At 35.6% G+C, this 22656-nt stretch carries 16 protein-coding genes; 4 read left to right on the forward strand and 12 right to left on the reverse strand.

Features of this window, described 5'->3' with window-relative positions:
- Window positions 1-149: 149 nt before the first annotated feature.
- The 6 genes from RHTP_RS01570 to RHTP_RS01595 all read right to left on the reverse strand — a co-directional run bounded on the left by RHTP_RS01570 (window position 150) and on the right by RHTP_RS01595 (window position 10824).
- Entirely contained in the window at window positions 150-2309 is a 2160-nt protein-coding gene (locus RHTP_RS01570) for a dermonecrotic toxin domain-containing protein (protein ID WP_138106366.1), read from the reverse strand.
- Window positions 2310-2360: 51 nt separating this feature from the next.
- Window positions 2361-6020, reverse strand: a complete 3660-nt coding sequence (locus RHTP_RS01575; protein ID WP_138106368.1) for a dermonecrotic toxin domain-containing protein — start codon at window positions 6018-6020, stop codon at window positions 2361-2363.
- A 229-nt stretch (window positions 6021-6249) separates the two neighbouring features.
- On the reverse strand, window positions 6250-7473 hold the full coding sequence (locus tag RHTP_RS01580; RefSeq protein ID WP_138106370.1) for an MFS transporter: 1224 nt from the start codon (window positions 7471-7473) through the stop codon (window positions 6250-6252).
- A complete protein-coding gene (locus RHTP_RS01585) occupies window positions 7460-8956 on the reverse strand; it encodes a hypothetical protein (protein WP_138106372.1) in 1497 nt (498 codons plus the stop codon). The genes RHTP_RS01580 and RHTP_RS01585 overlap by 14 nt, the downstream gene beginning before the upstream one ends.
- 9 nt (window positions 8957-8965) lie before the next feature.
- Entirely contained in the window at window positions 8966-9895 is a 930-nt protein-coding gene (locus RHTP_RS01590; RefSeq protein WP_138106374.1) for a glycosyltransferase family 9 protein, read from the reverse strand.
- Window positions 9880-10824 carry a glycosyltransferase family 9 protein gene (locus RHTP_RS01595; protein ID WP_138106376.1) on the reverse strand — a complete coding sequence of 315 codons (945 nt, stop codon included), beginning with the start codon at window positions 10822-10824 and terminating at the stop codon, window positions 9880-9882. The genes RHTP_RS01590 and RHTP_RS01595 overlap by 16 nt, the downstream gene beginning before the upstream one ends.
- A 129-nt stretch (window positions 10825-10953) precedes the next feature.
- On the opposite strand from RHTP_RS01595, the gene RHTP_RS01600 reads away from it, so the two are divergent.
- Window positions 10954-11838: a hypothetical protein gene (locus RHTP_RS01600; protein ID WP_138106378.1), complete on the forward strand. Its 885-nt coding sequence runs from the start codon at window positions 10954-10956 to the stop codon at window positions 11836-11838.
- 170 nt (window positions 11839-12008) lie between these two features.
- Entirely contained in the window at window positions 12009-12383 is a 375-nt protein-coding gene (locus tag RHTP_RS01605) for a hypothetical protein (RefSeq protein WP_138106380.1), read from the forward strand.
- Window positions 12384-12726: 343 nt separating this feature from the next.
- On the opposite strand, the gene RHTP_RS01610 is transcribed toward RHTP_RS01605, so the two are convergent.
- Both RHTP_RS01610 and mutM read right to left on the reverse strand, forming a co-directional pair.
- A complete protein-coding gene (locus tag RHTP_RS01610; RefSeq protein WP_138106382.1) occupies window positions 12727-14229 on the reverse strand; it encodes a hypothetical protein in 1503 nt (500 codons plus the stop codon).
- 129 nt (window positions 14230-14358) lie between these two features.
- On the reverse strand, window positions 14359-15159 hold the full coding sequence (gene mutM / locus RHTP_RS01615; protein WP_138106384.1) for a bifunctional DNA-formamidopyrimidine glycosylase/DNA-(apurinic or apyrimidinic site) lyase: 801 nt from the start codon (window positions 15157-15159) through the stop codon (window positions 14359-14361).
- A 74-nt stretch (window positions 15160-15233) separates the two neighbouring features.
- On the opposite strand from mutM, the gene RHTP_RS01620 reads away from it, so the two are divergent.
- A complete protein-coding gene (locus RHTP_RS01620) occupies window positions 15234-16526 on the forward strand; it encodes a dicarboxylate/amino acid:cation symporter (RefSeq protein WP_138106386.1) in 1293 nt (430 codons plus the stop codon).
- Between the two features lie 150 nt (window positions 16527-16676).
- Entirely contained in the window at window positions 16677-17192 is a 516-nt protein-coding gene (gene tpx / locus RHTP_RS01625) for a thiol peroxidase (RefSeq protein ID WP_138106397.1), read from the forward strand.
- A gap of 2 nt (window positions 17193-17194) precedes the next feature.
- On the opposite strand, the gene RHTP_RS01630 is transcribed toward tpx, so the two are convergent.
- The 4 genes from RHTP_RS01630 to RHTP_RS01645 are packed head-to-tail and all read right to left on the reverse strand — an operon-like array spanning window position 17195 to window position 22610.
- Window positions 17195-18850 carry an NAD-dependent malic enzyme gene (locus RHTP_RS01630; RefSeq protein ID WP_138106388.1) on the reverse strand — a complete coding sequence of 552 codons (1656 nt, stop codon included), beginning with the start codon at window positions 18848-18850 and terminating at the stop codon, window positions 17195-17197.
- The gene (locus tag RHTP_RS01635; RefSeq protein ID WP_138106389.1) at window positions 18847-20088 is read right to left on the reverse strand and encodes an Npt1/Npt2 family nucleotide transporter; all 1242 of its coding nucleotides are present in this window, start codon (window positions 20086-20088) and stop codon (window positions 18847-18849) included. Before RHTP_RS01635 ends, RHTP_RS01630 begins: the two co-directional genes overlap by 4 nt.
- A complete protein-coding gene (locus tag RHTP_RS01640) occupies window positions 20081-21352 on the reverse strand; it encodes an Npt1/Npt2 family nucleotide transporter (protein ID WP_138106390.1) in 1272 nt (423 codons plus the stop codon). The genes RHTP_RS01635 and RHTP_RS01640 overlap by 8 nt, the downstream gene beginning before the upstream one ends.
- On the reverse strand, window positions 21345-22610 hold the full coding sequence (locus RHTP_RS01645; protein WP_138106391.1) for an Npt1/Npt2 family nucleotide transporter: 1266 nt from the start codon (window positions 22608-22610) through the stop codon (window positions 21345-21347). The genes RHTP_RS01640 and RHTP_RS01645 overlap by 8 nt, the downstream gene beginning before the upstream one ends.
- Window positions 22611-22656: the final 46 nt, after the last annotated feature.

Raw genomic sequence — 22656 nt, forward strand, 5'->3', positions numbered from 1 at the left:
GAAATCCTTCCAAAAATCATCCACAGAGCAGTATAATTCAATAAGCGTTTCCATTTTTGACCTCTTTTGTTGTTGTTTTTTCAGAAACGAAACTTGTACAACATTAAGAGGTCTTTTTACACTGTTTTTTTGTCTTATCTTTCCTATTCTTAGTTAATTAAACTCAACATTGGGGTTATATCGGTTGATTGATAGTTAGCAATGCTCACTATTTCTATACGCATATTGGGATTGATAAGAGCTGCTACTCCTTCTTCTTCCAAATGCAAAGAATAAAAAGCTGCTTCTGAAATGATTTTAAAGTTTTCTTCTGACAAGGTATTATTATGATATTCTTGTAAAGCTTGTTGCAAATACCGATGTTTAACAAAGAACTTTACTCGATCTACATGTTTGTTCCAAAAAGCATTAAGCTTATTTTTATGCAGGGTTTCTAGATCAATTTTTTGGATGATCTCCTCAATATCTTTTGGTAGAATGTTAAGCAACTGGCTTTGTAATGGGTATGCCTTTCCTTGCCCAGATGAGTCCGTAAAAACAATAGTTGAGCTACTCCAAAGGGTAAAGCCTATCCTATAATTGCTTAAAGTAGCCTCTGTTAGAGAGTGTGTTCTTGGTAGCATTTTATAAGAAGGCGATTCTCCTGGGGAATGAGGTATTTTTTCAGGAATAAAATACCCAATGAATGTCTTGTCCGGATCTATGTCTAGATGTAGTTTATCTTTAACTTCTTTTTTTATCAGCTTTACAGCGGTTTCTTGAGGAAGAGGAAAAAGCTCGTGCAAGTCATAAGCTCTATTATGAATATTAGGAAAAAGATAGGGGATATACTCAATGGCTGCTGTAATTGTTGTAAAAAAAGCAGAATCGGTAGATTTGTAATTAGGAAAATAAGTGTATTGGAAAGAAATCGGGATTTCATGTACATGCAAATCCGCAATGATTCGTTCTTTTTGTTTTTCCGTGATAAAAGAAAAGATATCTTTTTTCGTAAAGATAGGCCCTAAATTTTCTCGTACCCTATAATCTTGATAAAGAAAAGCATCTAACTTGATGTTATTTATCATCCTACTAGAATGAGGGAAATGGGAAGCAATTGAGCTAAGATTAGTTGGTAATTGCGCTTGGTGAAGCACCCAATGGTTCAAAACCCTTTCATCTTTAGCTTCGATAAAAGAAGGAGTGTACCCTGGTATGTATAGTAAGGAGTGCTTAGTTATAGGGTCACAAACTTTCAAAATATCAGAAGATATTTGATCATTAACCAAAAAGGAAGATACTTCTACCTGTTTTGGATCTGATAAAACCTCTAAGATGTTTAAGGGGATTTCTTCAAGGCTTATTTCATTGATATCTACCAACCTTTTTATGTTTTCTTGATCAAATCCCATAGCTTGGCATGCTAATTCAAGAGCTGTAAAAGAGAGTTTAGAAGCGCTATTTTGCTGCTCTAAAAGAGTTTTAAGATAAGAAAATTTAGCTAATATTCGGTAATTACTCGTATTTTTTTGCCAAAAATTCCCTAGTCTTTCTTGATGTTTAGATTTTATAGCAGTAATATCGCTTGCCTGAAAAATCTCACTAAGGGCTATATTTTGAGCATCTTGGCTTAATTTAACCTGTATAATATTTTGCTCTGATAAATAGTATGAATAAAAAAACCACGCTGAAAAATAATTCAAGATAAACTTTGTTAAAGTAAGGCTTAAAAAAGCAAAAGAGTTTTCTTCTTCTTTTTTGAAAAACAAAACATTTACCGCATCAGGGTGAATATCTTTGCCATATAAAGTCCTTAGTTTTTGGCTAAAGTAAGAAGTCACACTTTGCTTGAGATTAGGGTACATGCTATCTATCTGGTAGACTCTTTCTACCAGAGAAGACTTTTCCACAAGGGCTTTTAAAAGATCGCTTACGGGATCAGATAATAGCTCTTGAAGAGGGGAAAACGCATTTGATTCCCAAAGAGCATTTAATTGCTGGAAATGCGCATGAATAAGTATGGGGATTGACTGGTCAATGAGGGTTTTTACGTTTTCAATTTCTAAGCCTTGAATTTGATCTTCTAGGTTAGTGCTTTCTGGACTGGAATATAGCCTGGCTAGAGGATGACTCAGGAGACTTTCTTCACCAATGCTTTTTTTAAGGAGAGCATCGGTTAGATTTTCAGAAGATACTGTTGTTCCATGTGCTATATTTATATATGTTTTATCTGAATCTAGGTTTATTTGCGCTTTTAGCGTCTCTTTGGCAAGTAGTCTCAAAGATTCAGGAATTTGGCTTAGCTTGGTTTCTTCTGCATTTAATTCCATAAGGCCTCTTTTTTTGATTTATTATTAGGAGATCTTAAGTAAGGGTAAATTTTAATAAAACCTAGTTGGCTTATAGTTTAAGCTAGGCTGCGTCTTAGATAAAAGAGACATCTTTGAGCGACAAAATTCTAAAGTAATTCTGTCATAATGAATGCCATGACTTTGTAAGGATTTAAAGACGTCTTCTAAATTGGGATGGGGTCTCCCTCTGCGGTTGCGAATGGTAAGGACGTCAACTGGGTTAAAACCTATTCCATAAATATTGGGAAAGGGATGCCTTGACGAGTTAATAATCTGTGCAATATCTAAATAGCTTTCTCCTCCAGTTTCAAACGTTTGATATTTAGACAAAGAGTAGTTTCTAATATGTCCAGGAGCTTTTGTTCCTGCTAACATTTTTATATTCACTTCCTTGGGATGAAAGTGCATATTTGGAGAACGAGAGAATAAAGAGGGAAAAAATGCGGTTTGTGTAGGAAGAGCTGTATTTTCATTAATGATTCCATAGGGTAATACGACTCTTTTAGCAATGTTTTCTGTTCTAGGGTCAAATATTGACCAACCATGAGGACCTAAAACCACAAGTTCTGTGCTTTTTGGAACTTTGACAATGCCACTTCCAAAGAAATATCCTCCATCGGAAGATATAATTAAATGCTTTGCCCTGCTTATTTTTCCAGTAAATAGAAGAAATCGTTCTCCAAGAAACCACGCTTTAACATCTAAATGGTTAAATAAAGTATTAGATGATGAAATCGCCCAAACTGACATAGTTTTTGTAGTGTCAAAAAATATTTCCTCTGATATAGGTGCTTTGTTAAGTGAAGTTTGCACTCCTTTACCGCTGCCAATTGCGCGTAAACCCGCTTGCTGATCGGAAAGGTGCTGATTTTTAGAAAATTTCAAAGAACGAGGAGTTAAAAATCCCATTAAAAGAAGCTCTAAAGTATTAAACCCTGCAGATAAAGCTGCTAGGTGGCGCTCTTTTACTGTATCGGCATTTTTTGCTAGGTAAAGATTGATAGAGGCTTCTGCTACCAAAGCAACAAGTGATATCCAGTTTAGAATAGGAAAGGCAACGCTTGGCACTAATAAGGCAAGATATATAGATTCTGCAATGCCGATAATGCGTTTTAACATAAGTTCTCTATCAGAGACAATCACTGCATTTGCATCTAAGTAAGAGCGCTTTTGGCTGTTTTTTTGGATGACTTCAAAAAGGCTTTTTTCTATAGGTTTTGTTGTTATAGGATGTCTAATATGAGTATTTGAAAAAGAGCAATCAGCAGGGCGCGGATAGAGGACAGATGCCAAAGAAGATGGGTCTACATAAGAGCCTCTCTTTAGTGCGCTGAGAACAACATCTTGAACATCCATGGAAAAATGTGAAGTAAGCAACTTTTGCCATTCAGCATTTGTTTTTCCCTTCTCTTCAAGAAAGCAGATACATGTTTCATAATTGGTAAAGGAAAAAAATGCTTCTTGATTTCCTGATATGTATAAGACTACTTTCTGTTTACTTGTATCGCGAAAGACAAACATATCAGTGGATTGATAGCTATCAACGCTTACTATTTCTATACGGATATGAGGATTAATCAGGCCGGATAATACCGCCTCTTCTAAGCTTAAAGAACAAAAAGCTACATCTACTATGATCTGAAGGTTGTCTGCTGATAAAGCTTTATTCAAATGCACTTCTAAGGCTTGCTGCAGGTATCTATCCTGATAGAAGTACTTTACTTGATCTGCATGCTTGTTCCAAAAAGAGTCCAGTTTGACTTTATGCAAGGTATCTAGATCTGCTTTTTGGATAATCTCTTCTACATCTTTTGGTAAGATATTTAGCAATTGAGCGTTTGCTGTGTATTCTCTTTTTCCAGATAGATCTTGATAAATGATCGTTGTAAAGCCAAGGAGAGAGTAGCCTGCTTGATAATTGCTTAACGTAGCCTCCGTTAGAGATTGGATGGCTGTGCTAGCTTCTTGGCCTCTCACTAAAGGTATATTTGGGTCACGAGAAACAGGTTTTACTTCATGCAAAGAAAAGCTAATAAATGTCTTATCTGGATCGATATCTATGTGCAGCTTATCCTTAATGCCTTTTTTAATAAGCTCTGAAGCCGTTTTATAAGGAGAAGGAAGAAGTTCATACAAATCATTAGATGTCTTATGAATATTGGGCAGAAGATGAGGGGTGTATTGCAGAGCTGCAGCAATCGTTATAAAAAATGCAGAATCCGCAGATCGATAATCAGGAATAGAATCAGTGTAAAGAGGAACTGAGATTTTATTGATATACAAATCTGCTACTAACCGCTCTTTTTGCTGTTCTGTAATAAAAGAAAAGATATCTCCTGAAGCAATCTTTTCTGTCGCATCCGCTCCTTGTTCGACATAATCTGAATAGAGAAAAGCATCTAACTTAGTATTGTCTACCATCCTGCTGGAGTGAGAAAAATGAGAGGCAATTGAACTAAGATTATCCGGTGATTCTGCTTGGTGAAAAATCCAATGAAACAAAATATTTTCATTTTTAGCTTCGACAAAAGAAGGGGTGTATCCAGGTATATAGATTAATAACTCTTTGGTTTCTGGATCACAAATTTTCAAAATATCAGAAGCTATTTGCTTGTTAAAGACCAAAGACGATACTTCAATGTTTTTTGGATCTGAAAGTGTTTCTAAGATATTCAAGGGAATTTCTTTAGGATCTATTTCATTAAAATCTGTTAATTCTTGCATCTCTTCTTCTGTTAAGCCTATAGCTTGCAGGGCTAACTTAAGGCTTTTTTCAGAGAGTTTAAGAGTACTATCTTGCTGCTCAAAAAGAGCCTTAAGATAGGAAAACTTTGCTAGTATTCGATAATTCGTAGAGTTTTTCCCCCAATAGGCATCTAGCCTTGCTTGATGTTTAGATTTTATCAATAAAATATCATTTTCTTGAAAAATTTCGCTGAAAGCTATGTTTTTAGTATTTTGATCGATCTCAACTCGTATCGTGTTTTCTAATAAAAATAAATGCGAGTAGAAGAAAAAGAATGAAGAAAAACCAGTTAGTACAAAATCTGTTAAATATAAAAAAATAGGAGAAGGGTTTTCTTTTCCTTTGTTTAAAATAAGAACACTCACTGTATCAGGATTGATATCTTTCTTGTATAAACCTTTTAGTTTTTGACTAAGATAGGAAACTACGGTTTGTTTTAAAGTAGGATACGAATTATCTACTTGATAGGCTCTATTTATTAGAGAGGAATTTTCTACAAGAGATTTTAAAAAATTATCCACAGGATCAACATATAGCTCTTGAGGAATGGGAACTTCTTTTGACTCCCAAAAACTATCCATGTGTTCACGATAGTTATTAAGAATTTCTATGCTTAGGTCATCAATGATATTTTCTAAATCTCTAACTTCTAATCCTTGAATGCGGTCTTCTAGGTTGGTGCCTTCTGGATTAGAATATAATCCAGCTAGAGGATCGCTTAAGAGAGTTTCTTCACCTAGGCTTTTTTTAAGAAGAGCCTCTGTTAGATTTTCAGAAGACACTGTTGTTCCACGAGCTATGTTTATATAGATTGTATCTATATCTAAGACAAGAAGGGGCTTATGTTGAGTGAGAGCTTTTTTTAATTCCTTTTTTGCAAGCAGTTTAAAAAAAATAGGGATTTTTTTTAATTTGTCTTCTATTGATTCGTTTGAAGTCTGCATATCATGCCCTTGTAAATTTTACATAACATTTATATTACTTTCTAATCACTTTATATGGTTTTTTATGTAAAATCCCTTTGAAACGGTAGTAAGAGTAGATATATCCAAAGATATTTTACATGTCAAAAAAAATCTACGATTCAATTTTTCAGGGTTTTGTTGAGCTTTAAGTACAGAATAAGAGGGCGGTCTATTCTGTAGAGAAGATTTGATTTAAAAGCTATTGGATCTAGTTTATTTTACAAGAAAGAAAACTTTTACGAAAAATAACTATTCCTATTAGCGCAGATAAGAGTTTTATACTTCCGCCCACCCACATAGGAAGCATAGGGTAAGCCCCTACAATAGAACCAGAAAAAAGAGGGCTGAGGATTAAAGCTGCTGCATTAACCGAGGTAAAAATACCAAGGGCTTCTCCCTGGACTTCAGCTGAAGCTTTATTCGAAACCAAAGTAGTAGCAGTTGGCATAACAAAAGAGGTAAAAAAGCAGACAAAAAACATCACAACAAAAAGCCAAGTAAGAGAGCTTATAAAAGGCATGGTAAGAATGGTAAGAGCTGTTAAGAACATACCGACCAGAAAAAGAACCTCTGGCTTAAAACGCTTGATAAAAGGACGAATAAGTAGTCCTGCGCTAAGAGCGTAATATCCTCCCGCAGCCCCAAAGAAAAGCCCAAGGTCAATAGGGGAAAAATGAAAACGAGTAATCAAATAGACAGGGATGAATTCAAAAAAATAGGTCCAAGCAAATAAACAAAGAAAAGAACAGAGGAAAATCACTCTGAGCCCCTTGAGATGAAAGGCCTTCTTTAATTGGGATATTCCCATGACAAAGCTAAGCTTTCTTTTAAATGTAGAGTGATGCGTTTCTTTAAAGAAGAAAAATACAAAAAGAAGATTTACTGCAACAATTAACCCAGCAAAGAGAAAGGGGTAACTATAGCCAAAAGATGATAAGGAGCCGCCTATAAAGGGGCTAAGAGCAAAGCCAGCACCAAGGGCCATCGCATAGAGACTGAAATTTTTAGCTTTCTGTTCTTGTGAGCTAAGATCTGCAATGGATGCTTGAACAATCGACATGTTCCCAGAAGCAAACCCAATGATAGCCCTAGAAGCTAGCAAAAAGAAGATACTGTTGAGAAGTACACCAAAGAAGGCTATTACATATCCTAAAAAAGCTATTATGAGACTTGTTTGAAGGGGTTTTTTGCGGCCCTTGTTATCAGAAATGGCACCCCATATAGGTGCGCTAAAAAACTGAGCAAGAGGCATCAAGGATAAAAGAAACCCCAGCCAAATCCCTCGCATATGAGAAGATGTTTCTAAAGGAACAAGAGAAAAAGAGTTATCAAAAAGCATCGATGAAAAAATAGGAAAAACAAGCCCGATGCCCATGTTATCAATAAAAGCTACAAGCAGTGCAATGTAAAAAGAGGATTTATAATTTGTCATAAATGCGCTTAAATATAGAACGGTTATTTATTTTTAATTTTTTCTTCGAGAGTCTCTTGCTATTGAACACTAATTCAACTTCATCAATGATGACCTCATCATCTACAAACAGAGGATGAGCGGGGGTAATTACCAGATCGTGGTCAGCTATTTTTGAGGCTACTAGTGAAAAGTTTGATTGAGGAATGATCAAGCAATCAAATTGAGGAATTAAGAAGAAATCTTCTAAAATATTGATAGAGGGTCCATTTTTTGTTCTACGGTAGTCAAAACAAATATGAGGATTATTAATAGCCTTTCGATATTTTTTAACTATATTTACAGGCTTTTTATCATCGGTTAAAATGTAGACATACAATGAATACTCTTTAAAAATTCTAGCAATTCTTTCAATTTGTTGAATATAATAACTATCTGGTGGAAATTTTAAAGGCAATTCCCTATTCATAAAAGGCTTGTCTTGCCCACCGCCTTTTCGAACGTGGACTCCCACTGTTATTTTATTCTTTGGCATAGGGGACTTTTGAATAGGCTTTTTAGGCGTTAAACATTCTACAACCTGAGAATGAAATTCTGGATCTTCCCAATCTACTTGAAAAGGAGGTTCTATCTTATTGCTATATATGTATTCCGTATTTTCAGAAAAATAAGGAATGACGAATAAGGATGAAGAAATCATTTTAATATCAGCTTCACTTGTAGTTGTTATAGAGTTCTGAAACTTAAAATTAGGGACTAACGGTTGATCTTTTTCAAACAGACAAAATTGATCTGCAAAGGGAAATGAAACATAAAGCAAAGGGAGGTTGTATTTATATGCAAGCCATTTTGCGTGAAAATAAGCGATTAAATTATCTCCTAAACGTCCACCGCTAAGGCTATAACTGATTGCAGTTTCACTTTTTAGAGGATCTTTTTTCTTGCTAAAGATAGGAGCATCATTGGGTTCCCATGTAATGCTAAGATGTGTATTGGGGGATTCCTTTTTTACTTTCCCCTTTCTATTCTTTGAGTGAAGTAACCGCAATAGTTCATCTATGGGAAGAGACTCTGCCAGGTAACCATTTCTAGTAGGGGAGATGACACAGTCGAGGTATTCTCTATAATTAAGTCTAGAAAAAGCACAGTTGCTAATCACCAAATCATAAGATCCAACTTGGAGGAGATTTGAGCTTTCTATAAAATGGACATTTGAAATACCCATTAAGCGTTTTTTTGCTAAGTTAAGATTTTCTGGTAGGTCTATAATTGTGTAGCTTGCAAATCCGGTTAAATTAGCTAGTGTTTTACATTGCTCGCCACATTCGCCACCAATTTCAACAATATGCATTTTATTTAAGTCTTTAAACTGTTCTCTTAAGCTATAAGCAACTCTTATATAAGGGAGGATGTTTGCAGGTTCCAGAACAGGGTCTAATGCATTTACATTAATCCCTAGAGCTATCAAGTAAAAAATACAAAAAGTGAATCTTTTAAAAGGCATATATTTGTTTTATAAATTAGTAAAAGCCCGAACAACCCGTTTTGGAGAAATAAATGCTTGCCACTTCTGTTGCCGAAGGCGCAGTCCTTTAAAGTTAGGAATAAAGCGATAAGGTGTAATTACTTTGGTAGCAAACCAACCAGGACGCCAAAGAGCGATTTGTTTTTGACAAGAAGCAACAATGAGTGTAGGGATCTCTAAGTTTGAAGCTAAATGTACTGTTCCAGATTCATTGCCAATAAGAAAATGAGACTCGTAAATAAATCCTGCTAATTCGTTTAAAGAAGGAAAAAGAGGCAGAGAAAACCTATCTTTAATCAATAAAACCCACTCGGGATGCTCTGAGGGACTAACACAGAAAGTCACTTCATAACCCTTTTGTATTAAGCTTTGAGCTACTTTGGTAAATTTCTGTGCATTCCATGTTCGTAAGGGGGTTGTGCTTGTTGGGTGAATCAAAACTCGTTTTGGATAGCGGTTTTTCTTGAAATTACTTGGAACAACCAATCCATTGTTTTTTGAAACTTCCTTGCACTGTAAAACAGAAGCAATAGCTTCTGCGATATTATCAACCATAGAGCGTGAGCGATCAAAGACCTGATCTAGCAAAGTCAAAGGAGCATGTTTACTTTTTTCATAACTGGAATAAAAAACACTTAAATTATTAAGCCTACCAAGTTTGTAGAGATCAATAATAGCATTTGATAAAGAACTGTTATCATTTTGTAGAACAATGATCTCATAAGTAGAGAGCTGTTTTTCAAGCTCATTTAGAGAGGAGCGTTTTTTTAAATGATGACCGGGAAACCATGTATTGAGCTCAGGGAGGGTGTCTTGGTAGGTAGTAACCGTATAGCCTTTTGAAAAAAGGCATTGAGAAGCAATCATCATAAGGAGGCCATCTCCCATTCCTTGTGAACAGATCACTGCAGCTTGCATGTGGACTCTCTAAGCTTATAAAAAGCATTTAGTGTGCGTGAAACCGAAATAAAGCGCTGCCAAAAATTTTTCCTGATAGGAAGATAGAGCCCCTTGAAGTTGGGAAGGGGAAAGGGAAGCGTCACAACATGCCCGATATGCCAATCAGGACGCCAAAGTCGTGCTCTCTTAGGATTCCCAGAAATGGTCAATGTGGGAATACCAAGATTTGAGGCTAAATGGCCAATTCCTGAATCATTTCCAATAAAAAAACCCGATTCATATAGATAAGCTGAAAGCTCGCTCAAATCAGAAAAAGAAGGGAGTTGAAATCCTTGTCTTTCAACATGAAGCCAATTAGTTCTTTCAGAAGGGCTAACAGAAAAGCTGATCGAGTATCCTTCGTTTTGAAGACGGTGTGCAAGAGCTAGGAATTGAGAAGAAAGCCAATTCCTCTTTGGATCATTACTAGTTGGATGTATTACAATGCGTTTAGGATATCTGTAATGTGTTCCTTTTGGAATATGGATGCCATTTTCTTTGTTTACATTCTGTATTTGAAGAGTTATTTGGCAAGCGCGACAAAGATTAGATGCAACAGGTAGGTGAGGGTCAAAAAGAAAATCACCTTCTTGAAATTTAGCAGAAGCAGTAGGGAAAAAAAAGATCAGATTATGGAGTTTTTTTGCTTCGCGCAGTTCAAAAAGATCATAGGCTCGCTTTGAATGGTCATTTTCGATAATAACGTGCTCAAATGGCGCTAGAGCTACTTCTAACTGGTCCAAAGAAGGGTAAGGAAGAATGCAAACATCTTTAAAAAGAAGGGTCAACTCTTTTGCATAATTATGAAAAACGGTTGGCTTATATCCAGAGAGCTTAAATTGGTGGGCAACGATCATCATAAGCAGAGCATCGCCCAAGCCCTGAGCACATACGATAGCTACGTTCATTTAGATAAATTCTTATTGTAATTACTCAAAAATGTATGTGATAAACTGGTTTAAAGCAAGGATCAAGTTAGCAATTACTAGAAGAAATCAAGCTGGATTGTATAATAAGCCTAATTTTTGAGAAAACCCATGATTAGAAACTTTCTTCAAATTTTGTTAATTTTTTTTCTTATCCCTAATTTAAGTTATGCAGATCAGTCTGCTGAAGAAGGACCTTGCCCAAGGGGAAATTTTTCTGTTCCTCTGATTGCACAAATTGCTCCTTTGATCAGTTTTGGCCAGCTTCTCATTGGCAAAAAGGCTCTTCTTCCTCAACTAACAGGAGCTTATATTCGGGGACATAACAGTTATGACGATGTGATTATACCGAATATAATCTATGGGATCCGAGATAATCTCTCTGTTTCTTTTTTCGTTCCTTTTACCCCTAGAAGTCGATCAGGCTCATCACACTCTTCGGGAATTGAGGACATTTTCCTTCAATGCGAATACGGGTTTTATAATAAAAGTAGCTCAAATTACACTCTGCAAGCAACTGTAGTTGCTAATTTACAATTTCCGACAGGATCGAGCTCGAAGAATCCTCCGACTGGGAATGGATCATTCAGTTATTTCTTAGGAGCTACATACGCTTGCACATCATTTAATTGGTATGCCTTCATTTCTCCCGGAGTTAACTTAAGGACAACTCATCATGGCACAAAATCTGGAAACTCTTATCTCTATCAATGGGGCTTGGCGCGGTATATCGAGTCATTAAGCCCAAGAGGGTGGATCTTTGATCTGATGATTGAATTTAATGGAACCTATGCTGAAAAAGATAGAGTTCATGGCATAACAGATTTCAATTCTGGAGGGAATTCCATTTTTGTAACTCCTAGTATCTGGTTGTCATCCAAACGATGGATTTTCCAATGGGGTATTGGTTTTCCTATTCTTCAGAATTTAAAGGGACATCAAGACAAAATTAAATATTCAATCAGTTATAATTTAGGAATAGCGATAGAGTTTTAATGGAGCCAAGTCAAATTAAGGCATCTTCAAGCCTATGAAGCTTATTGCATGTTTGAAGGTTAACCTGTTACTCTATTTCTCCTATAGGAATGGGGACTTACAGAAAAAAACGTTTCCTAGATTAATAAATTTTATTTAGAAAAAGTCCAAATAGATTTTAAGAGGTAAATGTGGGCATAGACTCTCAAACTATTACTGTTATTGCAAGCATTCTTATTCCTACTCTTGGTGGATTCACTTGGATGATTCACAGGATGGATGCGCGATTTGAAAAAATGGAAACGCGCATAGACATGCGATTTAAAGAGGTAGATGTGCGCTTTAAAGAGGTGGATGCACGCTTTGAAAAGATGGAAACGCAAATGGATGCGCGCTTTGAAAAGATAGATAATCGCATGAATAGCATAGAAGGTCGTATTGGCAGCATTGAGAACAAACTTACAGCCATTGATATGCGAACAAGCTTTATTGAAAGACTATTGGAGATGTTCAGATTGCCCCAAAAAATTCCTCAAAAAGAAATAAAGGAAGCAACAGATTCTTAAATATTTAAATAGTCCAATTCTTACACCAGAGATTCTTTGTTTAGAGGCTCTCTAGAGGGTTTTGAACCCCCTTAGATGTTTTTATTCAGACCTTTCTTAGATCTTTGATTATAAGGGCATTAATGAAGGCTGTTTTTAGCTTTGAGTAAAAAGGAGACCAAAAAAAGTGATGTGATCTCCAAATATAGCAGGGCTCTTATATATCGTTAACGTCTGATAATTGATATTATGTTGGTTTTCCTGTGTATCATTGATTATGCAAGAATTCTATTGTTAGTTAGCTGAAACAGAAGGGCTTGAATAATAGAAAGAGAACTGCTTTATAAAGGGTTCTCTTAAAGACTTAAGCTAAAGCCACTTGACATCTTTTCCAAACCTCTAAGGATTTCTGCCTATATGTTATATTTCTTTCTTTTTCCGCATTGCTGGATATCTTACGAAATCGTTGACCTATCCCTTGAGACGTATTCCAAACAGTCCCTATAATAAAAATAGACCTTTCCAAGGCAAAGTCAAAAATGGTTTGAGGAGAAGAAGTAAAGCGGTTATAGAGATGCCTTAAATCAATAGCTCTGGCAGCTGCGCTCAAATAAGGAATTTCCGGCAATTCTCCTACCGCCTCTCTAACCAACCAGGTAATTACGATAATTGATAAATAATTTCTCCAAACGAACTCTTTGGCTCCTATGATTGCATTGCCAGCTCGGATGGCCTGCACGGGAACATGGTTGATAATAAAAGGAATCCCTTTAGCTGCAAAAAGGTGTGATACTCTTGCATGTGCTTGATAGATTGAAAAAATAGAAACAAATATAGCAGATGCGGTCAAAGCAACTTTGAAATAGGTGTTGCAGAAAATATCTGCAGGAACTTTGGGAAGTTGAATTAAACAAACCTCTTTCCATTTAGGATAAAAGATCTTATTACTCAAGCTTTCTGCAGTAGCAACTATCCTGCCAGGATTTTTTTGAAAGCTTTGATTAAAAACCCATGTTAAAACCGCATCTCTTTTGAACCTAGCCTCTTTTCTATATCTAATATCCGGGGTTGATATATGAGGAAAAATCTCTTCAGCATTTTCCTCTCTATTACGTAGTAAATTAAGCAGTTTTTCTAGAGAAAGGGGATTTTTTATTTCTCCAGGAGTATTAGTGTAATTATGAAACACTCCGTGCACCATTTCAGCATAATGTTTAACTTGGTGTTCAGCTAAATCTATATGCACATTCTGATTAGATTCTATTTGAGGTCTTAAAATTTTTTGAGAGACCAGAATCCATTCTATCAATTTTTGATAAGCCCTATTTTCATCACCTGTTAAATTTTTAGTACCCGTTAAATCTTCTTTAGGAGCCAGCGTTATTTTTTCAAGTATATTTTCAAGGTCAAGAAAATCGAGAAAGTCCCCTTGATGCACCTGTTCTTGGTGGTTTTGAACAGATTCCAGCAAATCAATCTCTTTTTTTAATAGTCTTAATAAAGTGTCATCCCTCGTTAACGGAAGAACCCTTTTCATTTGCTGAATCTTTTGCTTTTCAATAAATCTTGGCAAGTACCGATCAGAAGGGATTGGCGTGAAATCACCAGATGCAATTGCTCCCCGTAATTCTTGGAGTAGTTCGGGCCCAAGCGCAGCTTCAGAGCAACTTGTTTTTATTCTATTTCTATTTTGCACATCTAACTTTTCTTTTACTTTATCTAGGGTAAAAAGCTCTGTAAGAAAATCGTCCCAACTTTCTTTTTCTTGCAAAGGAATGTTATCTTTTTTTAACTCACTGAGTAAGCTCTGTAATGCTAGGATATTCGATTGTCCCAGAATACATATCAATTCTTTCAGGAAATACAAGACTCATTTAAAACACTCCAATATTTATTCCAAATAAAATAACATACTTCAGTTGTTAAAATAAATAACAATTAGTACATTTAGTTAGTTTAAAAACAATGTAAAATATTTTTTATATGAAATAAGCGCTCAAACCTCTTGACAAAGTGGACAAAAGTGTGTCCCTCTTTGCTGTAAAGTTATTTTTTGAATAGGATTTTTACAGCGAGGACAAGGCTGTTTTTCTCTGGCATAGACCCATAAACAATCTTGATTCTTGCCTGTTTGGCCATTTATCGCATGAAAATTGGCATTCCCCTCCCCTAAGCTGGTTCCTTCTTGATCAAGCCCTTTTTGCAGAACCTCGCGAATAGCTGAGAATAAAGCTTCTGCTTGTGTAAAGGAAATACTAGAAGATTTTCGTTGTGGATGAAGACCTGCTTTCCAGAGAGCTTCATCGGTATAAATATTACCTAGGCCTGCAATCAAGGTTTGATCTAGTAGTGCGGTTTTAAGGGCTTGTTTTCTAGATAATAGCAAATGATATAGCTCTTCTGGCGTAAAGTAAGGATCAAAAGGATCTTTACCTAATCTCTGAAAAATCTCTTCTGGATGATTGGTAATGAGGAAGGTCCCAAAACGCCTGGTATCTTTAAAAAAAAGCGGGGCTTGATCGGAAAAGAAAAAGGTTGCACGATCGTGCTTTTCTTTTTTTTGCCTTATCAGAAACTGCCCTGTCATACGTAAATGAACAATCAAAGAGGTTTTTTCAAAAGCAAAGTGTAGGTATTTTCCACGGCGGGTAATAGATAAGAGAATTTTGTCTTTTAGTGAGTCGAGTTTTTTTTGTTCAATGAGCTTGAAATCATGTACCTTAACATTGATAAGGTGTTTTTTTTCAAAAACTTTTAATTGATTAACGGTGGTTTGGACTTCTGGCAATTCGGGCATAAGAGAATAGATAAAAATGAAAAGTTTAGCTAGACTAGCATAGGAATTGGATAAATTTAAAGGAATACAAAATAATGACTAGTAAAAAAAGACAAAGCCCCTGGAAGGTACTCATTGCAATCGCTTTAGGAATTATTATAGGAGATTGTACACAGCAAGGGAAGAGTATTTTTGGAATAGATCTATTTTCATCGCTTCATCCGCTTTATGAGTTTTTTGGTTCTTTATTTATTAATGCTCTAACTCTTGTTGTAATCCCTTTGGTCGCCTCTTCTGTGATTACAGGCATTGCTCGTGTAGGAGATCAAAAGTCTGTGGGAAGGCTGGGTTTGAAGATGGTGACTTTTTATATCAGCACAACTCTTTTAGCCATTTTAATAGGGCTTTTTTTTGTGAATATAATCGGTCCTGGTTTTTCGATTACCCCAGAACATGTATCGGCTTCTGCTGATTTAACAAATGCAAAGCAGCAATTGGTTGAAACACATGCAAATCACCGCTTTACAGAGCTTCTTCTAAAAATTATCCCATCGAATATCTTTGCAGCCTTTGCTAAAACAGAAATGCTGGGAATCATTTTTTTTAGCTTACTATTTGGATACTGCACTTCTAAGGTTAAGTCTTCTTTTTCTCAAACCGTTTTAGATTTTGTAAAAGGTATCTTTCAAATTATGATTGAATTTACCCATGTGGTTATTAAATTTTTGCCTTTAGGGGTCTTTTTTCTCGTTGCTAAAACCATGTCTGAAACAGGATTGCATTCGCTTTATTCCTTGGGGTTATTTACAGTAACGGTTTTCTTAGGATTTATATGCTTTACCCTTATAGCTCTTCCTCTTTTATTAAAATGGATAGCTAAGGTCTCCCCTGTTCTTCATTTTAAAGCCATGACTCCTGCTATCATTACTGCTTTTTCTACTAGCTCTTCTTCGGCTACGCTTCCTATTACTATTGATTGCGTGGAAAAAAGAGCGGGTGTATCTAATCGTATTTGCAGTTTAGTTATTCCTTTGGGAACTTCTTTGAACATGTCAGGCTCAGCTTTATATGAGTGCGTAGCAGCTATGTTTATTGCGCAAGCTTATGGAATTGAACTAAACTTTTTCACACAATTTTCCATAGTTGTGCTCGCATTGATCTCTTCCATTGGAGTAGCTGGGGTTCCTTCTGCTAGTTTAGTCGCCCTTATTGTGATTTTAAAAACCATGGGACTTCCTATTGATGGAATTGGCTTGTTTATTGCAGTTGATCGTTTATTAGACATGTGCCGAACAACTGTAAATGTATTTAGCGATAGCTGCTGTGCGGTTCTCGTAGCTCGTTCTGAAGGAGAAAAAAGTGTATTAACAAAAAAGGTTTTTGACTAAGCTCTTCTAGAAGAAAATTTAGCTATAGGAGCGCTATTAATGAATATAAATCGCAAGCAATTACGTTTAGCATTGACTGCATTAGCTTTATTGTTAAACCAAGTCTCTTACGCAAATGATCTACAACAATCAGACCAAAAGGAAGCATTCATGGAACAAAATATAGTTACCCTTAAAGGATCCCCTGTTCGTATAAGTGGTTCGTTGCCTAGGTTAGGGATACAAGCGCAAGATTTTGTTTTGATAGATAAAGACTTAAAAAAACGTTCTCTAAAGGATTATTCAGGTAAGCGTAAACTGATTTCTATAGTGCCGAGTTTAGACACAGCTGTTTGCTCTTTATCTGCTAAAAAATTCAATCAAGCCATAAAAGAGAATCCTCAAGAAGGGGTTGTTTTGAATGTCTCGGCGGACTTGCCTTTTGCACAAAGCCGCTTTTGCCATGCAGAAGAAGTAGATAATATTATTTGTCTTTCAACGATGGGATCTAAAGATTTTTCTGAAGGTTATGGAATCTTAATGCTAGATGGGCCTCTTGCGAATTTGTGTGCAAGAGCGATCGTTGTTCTAGATGAAAATGACACGGTTATTTATACAGAGCTTGTACCAGAAATCACACAAGAGCCCAATTATGATAAGGCTTTAGAGCACTTTTTTAAAAAGTAAGGTTATTCTTGTTTAAAGCTGTAGTTGGGATAAGAGGGAAACCAGATGGTTTGATCCACAAGTTTTTCTCTTATCTCGCTTGTCATAGGGGTAATTAATTCTTGGTTTTCTGCTACAGTAATGACTGCTATAGCAATCTCACGACTCACCTCTCTTAAAAGTTTAAGAGGAGGAAATAAAAAGGGTAAGCGGGAATGTTTTGAGAGTACATAAGCTGCTTGAATAAACATTTCATCTGTGATCTTAGGAATTTTAGCTGCAATGACTCCTAGACCAATGCCTGGAAAAATATAGACATTATTACATTGTGCAATGGTGTATTGTTTATTATCGTAATCAACCTTTTCAAAAGGACTGCCCGTTGCAATAATAGCTCTACCCTTAGTCCAATGTATAAGTTCTTCAGGTGTTGCTTCCGAGCAAGAATTTGGATTAGATAAGGGGAAAATAATCGGGTTCTCTACATATTTTCCCATTTCTGTTATAACCTCTTTTGTAAAGGCTTTTGCTTGAGCAGAAACACCGATAAGAATGGTTGGTTTTGCCTGTTTAATGACCTTTAATAAAGAAATAGGAGAAGAACCTAATTCCCACTTTTGTAAACTTTGATAATCACGAGCGAATTTTTTTTGCTCACTATCTAGATTAGATGATTCTGTGTGAATAAGCCCTTGCCTATCTATGATATAAAAATTTTCTCGGGCTCTTTGTTCACTACAACCCTCTTCTTGCATGGCTTTTACAATTAGATTAGAAATTCCAAGACCAGCAGATCCAGCTCCAAATACCACAATTTTTTGTTCTGAGAGTAAAGATCCACGAATAGCTGATAAAAGAGCTGCTAGAGTAACAGCAGCTGTTCCCTGAATATCATCATTAAAAGAACAAAGTACATTTTGGTATTTTTCTAATAAAGGTTTTGCGTGTGTTTTAGAAAAGTCTTCCCATTGTAATAAAACCTTAGGAAACCGGTTTTTTAAGGCACTGACAAATCGATCTATGAAATCATAGTACAGACCATCTGAAATTCTGGGATGACGCCAGCCTAAATAGAGAGGATCATTTAAAAGGGTTTGATTATTGGTCCCTACATCTAAGAGAATAGGCAGAGTTTTTAAAGGATGAATACCTCCAAATAAGGTATATAAAGAAAGTTTTCCTTGAGGAATAGCCATACCTCCTACTCCTAAATCCCCTAGGCCTAGAATGCGTTCTCCATCTGTTACAACAACAACATCTAGTTCTTTCTGAGGAAGGTTTGCTATGATCTCTTCTATTTTATCCTGGAGAGGGTAAGAGAGATATACTCCGCGATGTTGGTGGTACAAACTGCTAAACTGCAGAGACACCTCTCCTATTGTTGGAGTATAGATAAAGGGCAACATTTCAGAGATGTGATCCAATACCAGCCGATAAAAGAGCACTTCATTACGATCTTGCAGAGATGATAAGAATGTATACTTAGAGAGCTGATCTTTTTGAGCCAGAAAATTTTGATATCGACGGATTACCTGTTCTTCCAAAGTAGAAACATGAAAGGGTAGTAATCCATGTAAATTAAATGTATCTCTTTCCTCTATAGTGAAAGCTGTTCCTTTGTTATATATGGAGTGGTTTAAGAGCTTTTCAGATCGAAGAGAGGTTTCAATTTCTTTCATTTTACACTTCCCATGCTATAGCTAAGGTCGGTTTCTTTCAATTGATACATAGCTACTGCTATCCAAATAGTAAAGATAAAAACAATAGTTGCATTCAGAACAGGTAGTAAGCTTGTGCTTAAAACAGCTTGCAGGCTTAAGATAATTAAAGAAGCAAAGGCTTTAGCAAAACGATAGAGGAACACATCAATAAAGGCTTTTGCTCGAAACTTTTGATCGGAATTTAGAGGAATATATAGCATTTCCTTAATGATGCTAAATAAAGAAAAATCAAAAGTCTTTAATATGACAAAAGTAAGTGTAATCATGCCAAAGGCAGGGAAAAGGAAGCAAAAGATACTCATGATGCATAAAAGCATGGGGATACCCACATGAAGGCGTTTGACTCCAAAGAATCGTACTAGAAAGTAAGTGCCTAAAAATTGCATGGCTGTGGTGAAGGTCTGACCAATTGTTTGAATGCGACCGCTGTATTGGGTTCTTAAGTCCTTTTCAGTAACAAGTCCCTCTAAGAAAGTATTAAATTGATAATCGACTAAAGTAGAGATCACCTGCATAAAAACAACAGCTAGAGAAATAAATATCAATACGCGTGAACTTGCAATTAACTTAAGACCATGTAATACAGTTTCTAACCCTTGTTTTTTCTCTAAAGGAAAAAAATCTGCTTGTTTGCTCTGTTTTAGCATCACTACATACAAAAGGCTTAAAAAAACATAAAGAGGCAATGTTATGTATAAAAGAGACTCAGAGCCTATTTTTACGGCTAAAAAACTAGGAAATAAACTTCCTAACAAGGATCCTAATCCTCCTATTCCAAAAAAGAACCCATAAAGATACTTAGCGCGCTCCATCGATACATTTATATGGATTAAAGACCAAACCTGCTGAAAGATAAGCATGATATAAGCATCTTTCCAGATATAGAGAAAAAAGCTTAAAAAAGGAACTTTATGAATCCAGATAGCACATGTGCAATTAATACATATAACAGCGATTGCTAAGATTAAGTAGGTTTTTAAACAACCAAGCTTAGGTAAATATTTATTGTACAAACCAACAAGGAGTAAATTCAAAGGAATAGATAAAAGCCAAGCGTACGGAAAGAAATTTACACCGTAATCTGTGATGAATAAAGCGTTGCTTACAGGACGAACAATTGCGTAGTCCATCGAGATGAAAAAGCTACATAACATAGCTGTTAAGATAAATAGATGTTCTTTAGATCTTTTAAGCATTTTTGTCTTTTAACTCTGAAGTAGCTATTTTTTTAAATAGATATATAGCAATAGCTATCCAGCTGATAAAAACGCAAATACTAATTGAGTTCAGAACAGGCAATAAATAACTGGTTAAAATAACTTGTAGACTTAAGATAATCAGAGAAGCAAACACTTTGGCAAAACGATAGAGAAACACGTCAATAAAGGCTTTTGCTCGAAATTTTTCATCACAGCTTAAAGGAACATAGAGCGTTTCCTTAATAATGGTAAATAAAGAAAAATCACAAGCTTTTAAAATGATGAAAACAAGCGTAGTTATAGCAAAACCTGGAAAAAGAAAAGAGAAGATACTCATTGAGCCTAAAAGAATAGGGAACCCAATGTGCAAACGTTTTATTCCTATCATTTGAATCAGAAAATACGTACCAAAAAATTGCATACATACAGAAATACTAAGCCCAATACCCAGTACCCGCCCTATATATTGCGTTCTTAAATCCTTACCAACAATGGTTTGTTCTAGATAGGTACTAAATTGATAGTCGATTAAAGTAGCGCTAAGCTGCATAAACAAAACACTCAAAGCAATAAAGGCTAACGTTCTAGAATTTATAATTAATCTAACCCCATGTAAAAGTGCATTCTTAGCTCCTGTTTTCTCTTCTAGTTGTAAGGAAAGACCTTGGTTACTCTGTTTTAAGGTAAGTATAAAAGCAGCTGTTAAACATAAATAAAGAGGCAGCGTCATGTATAATAAAGACTCAGAACCCACTTTCACTGCGAAAAATCCCGGTAATAGACTACCCAATAGAGAACCTATCCCTCCTGCTCCTAAAAAAATCCCGTAAAGATACTTAGCGCGTTTTAAAGGTACTGTCGAATGAATGATAGACCACAATTGCTGAAACATCAGCACGATGTAAATCTCTTTCCAGATGTATAGAAAAAAAACCAGAAAAGAAAACTGCTTGATAAATAAGGCACAGCTGTAGTTTATAGCTACAATGCTACTTGCTACTATCAAATACGTTTTTAAACAGCCAAGTTTTGGTAAATATTTATTATAAATCCCAACAAGCAGCAGATTTAAAGGAATAGATATCATCCAAGCATAGGGAAAAAATTGCGTTCCATATTTTGTAATAAATAAAGAATTGCTTACGGGTCGAATAATGGAATAATCTGCTGAGATAAAAAACCCACACAGCATAGCGCCTAGAATAAAAAGATACTCTGTTTTGGAGAACTGATTTTTCTCTTGTCTAAGTAGCTTAAGCATTTTCCCCTGCTTCTAACGAAGGAGTCATTTTTTTAAATAGATATACCGCAAAGACGATCCAGATTACACAGACGCTAATACTAATCCAATTGAGAACAGGCAATAACAGAGTGGTTAAGACAAGCTGTAGGCTTAAAATAATCAAGGATGCAAATATTTTGGCAAAGCGAAAGAGAAATACGTCAATAAAGGCTTTTGCTCGGAACTTTTGGTCAGGATTTAAAGGAATATATAGCATTTCCTTTATAATGCTAAACAAAGAGGAGTTATAGGATCTCAAAAGGATAACTGTAAAAGTAACGATTCCAAAACCGGGAAAAAGAAAACAAAGAATGCTCATTACGCATAAAATGAAAGGAAAAGCGATATGCAAGCGTTTTATGCCCACTCTTTGCACAAGTAAATAGGTTCCAAAAAACTGCATGAACACCGTAAAACTTAAACCAATAGCTTGCATTCGACCGGTATATTCTGTTCTCAGATCCTTAACCGTAATAAATTTCTCTAAAAAAGTATTAAATTGATAGTCGATTAAGGTGGCGCTAAGCTGCATAAAAAGAACACTTAAAGCAATAAAAACCAATATTCTAGAATTTAGAATGAGTTGAATCCCATGCATTAAGGCATCTCTGGTATCTTTTTTTTCTTCCAATTGAAGAGATGCTCCTGCATTACTCTTTTTTAAGGTAAGCATAAAAGCTGCTGTTAAACATAAATAAAGAGGCAGTGTCATATATAATAAAGACTCAGAACCCATTTTGACCGCGAAAAAACCTGGTAATAAACTACCTGCTAGCGATCCTAAACCCCCTACGCCAAAAAAAATTCCATAGAGGTATTTAGCCCGCTTTAATGACACAGTTGAATGGATCACAGACCATAGCTGTTGAAACATTAACATGACGTAAACGTCTTTCCAAACATAGAGAAAAAAAGATAAAAAAGAATACTGCTTAACAAGAAAAGCACAAGAATAGTTTATAGTTACAATGCTGCCCGCTACTATCAAATATGTTTTTAAACAGCCAAGTTTTGGTAAATATTTATTATATAGCCCAACAAGCAGCAAATTTAAAGGGATAGATACAAGCCAAGCATAAGGGAAGAAATGGGTTCCATAGGTGGAAATAAATAAAGAATTACTTACAGGGTAAATGATAGAATAATCGGCTAAAATAAAAAATCCACATAGCATAGCGCCTAGAATAAACAGGCGTTCTGTTTTAGAAAATTTATTAAGTTCTTGTTTAAATTGCATATGTTTCGAAATATCTTAAAGTTTAAACCACTCAAGATAATATCAG

Source organism: Candidatus Rhabdochlamydia sp. T3358, from assembly GCF_901000775.1.
Taxonomy (GTDB): Bacteria; Chlamydiota; Chlamydiia; order Chlamydiales; family Rhabdochlamydiaceae; genus Rhabdochlamydia.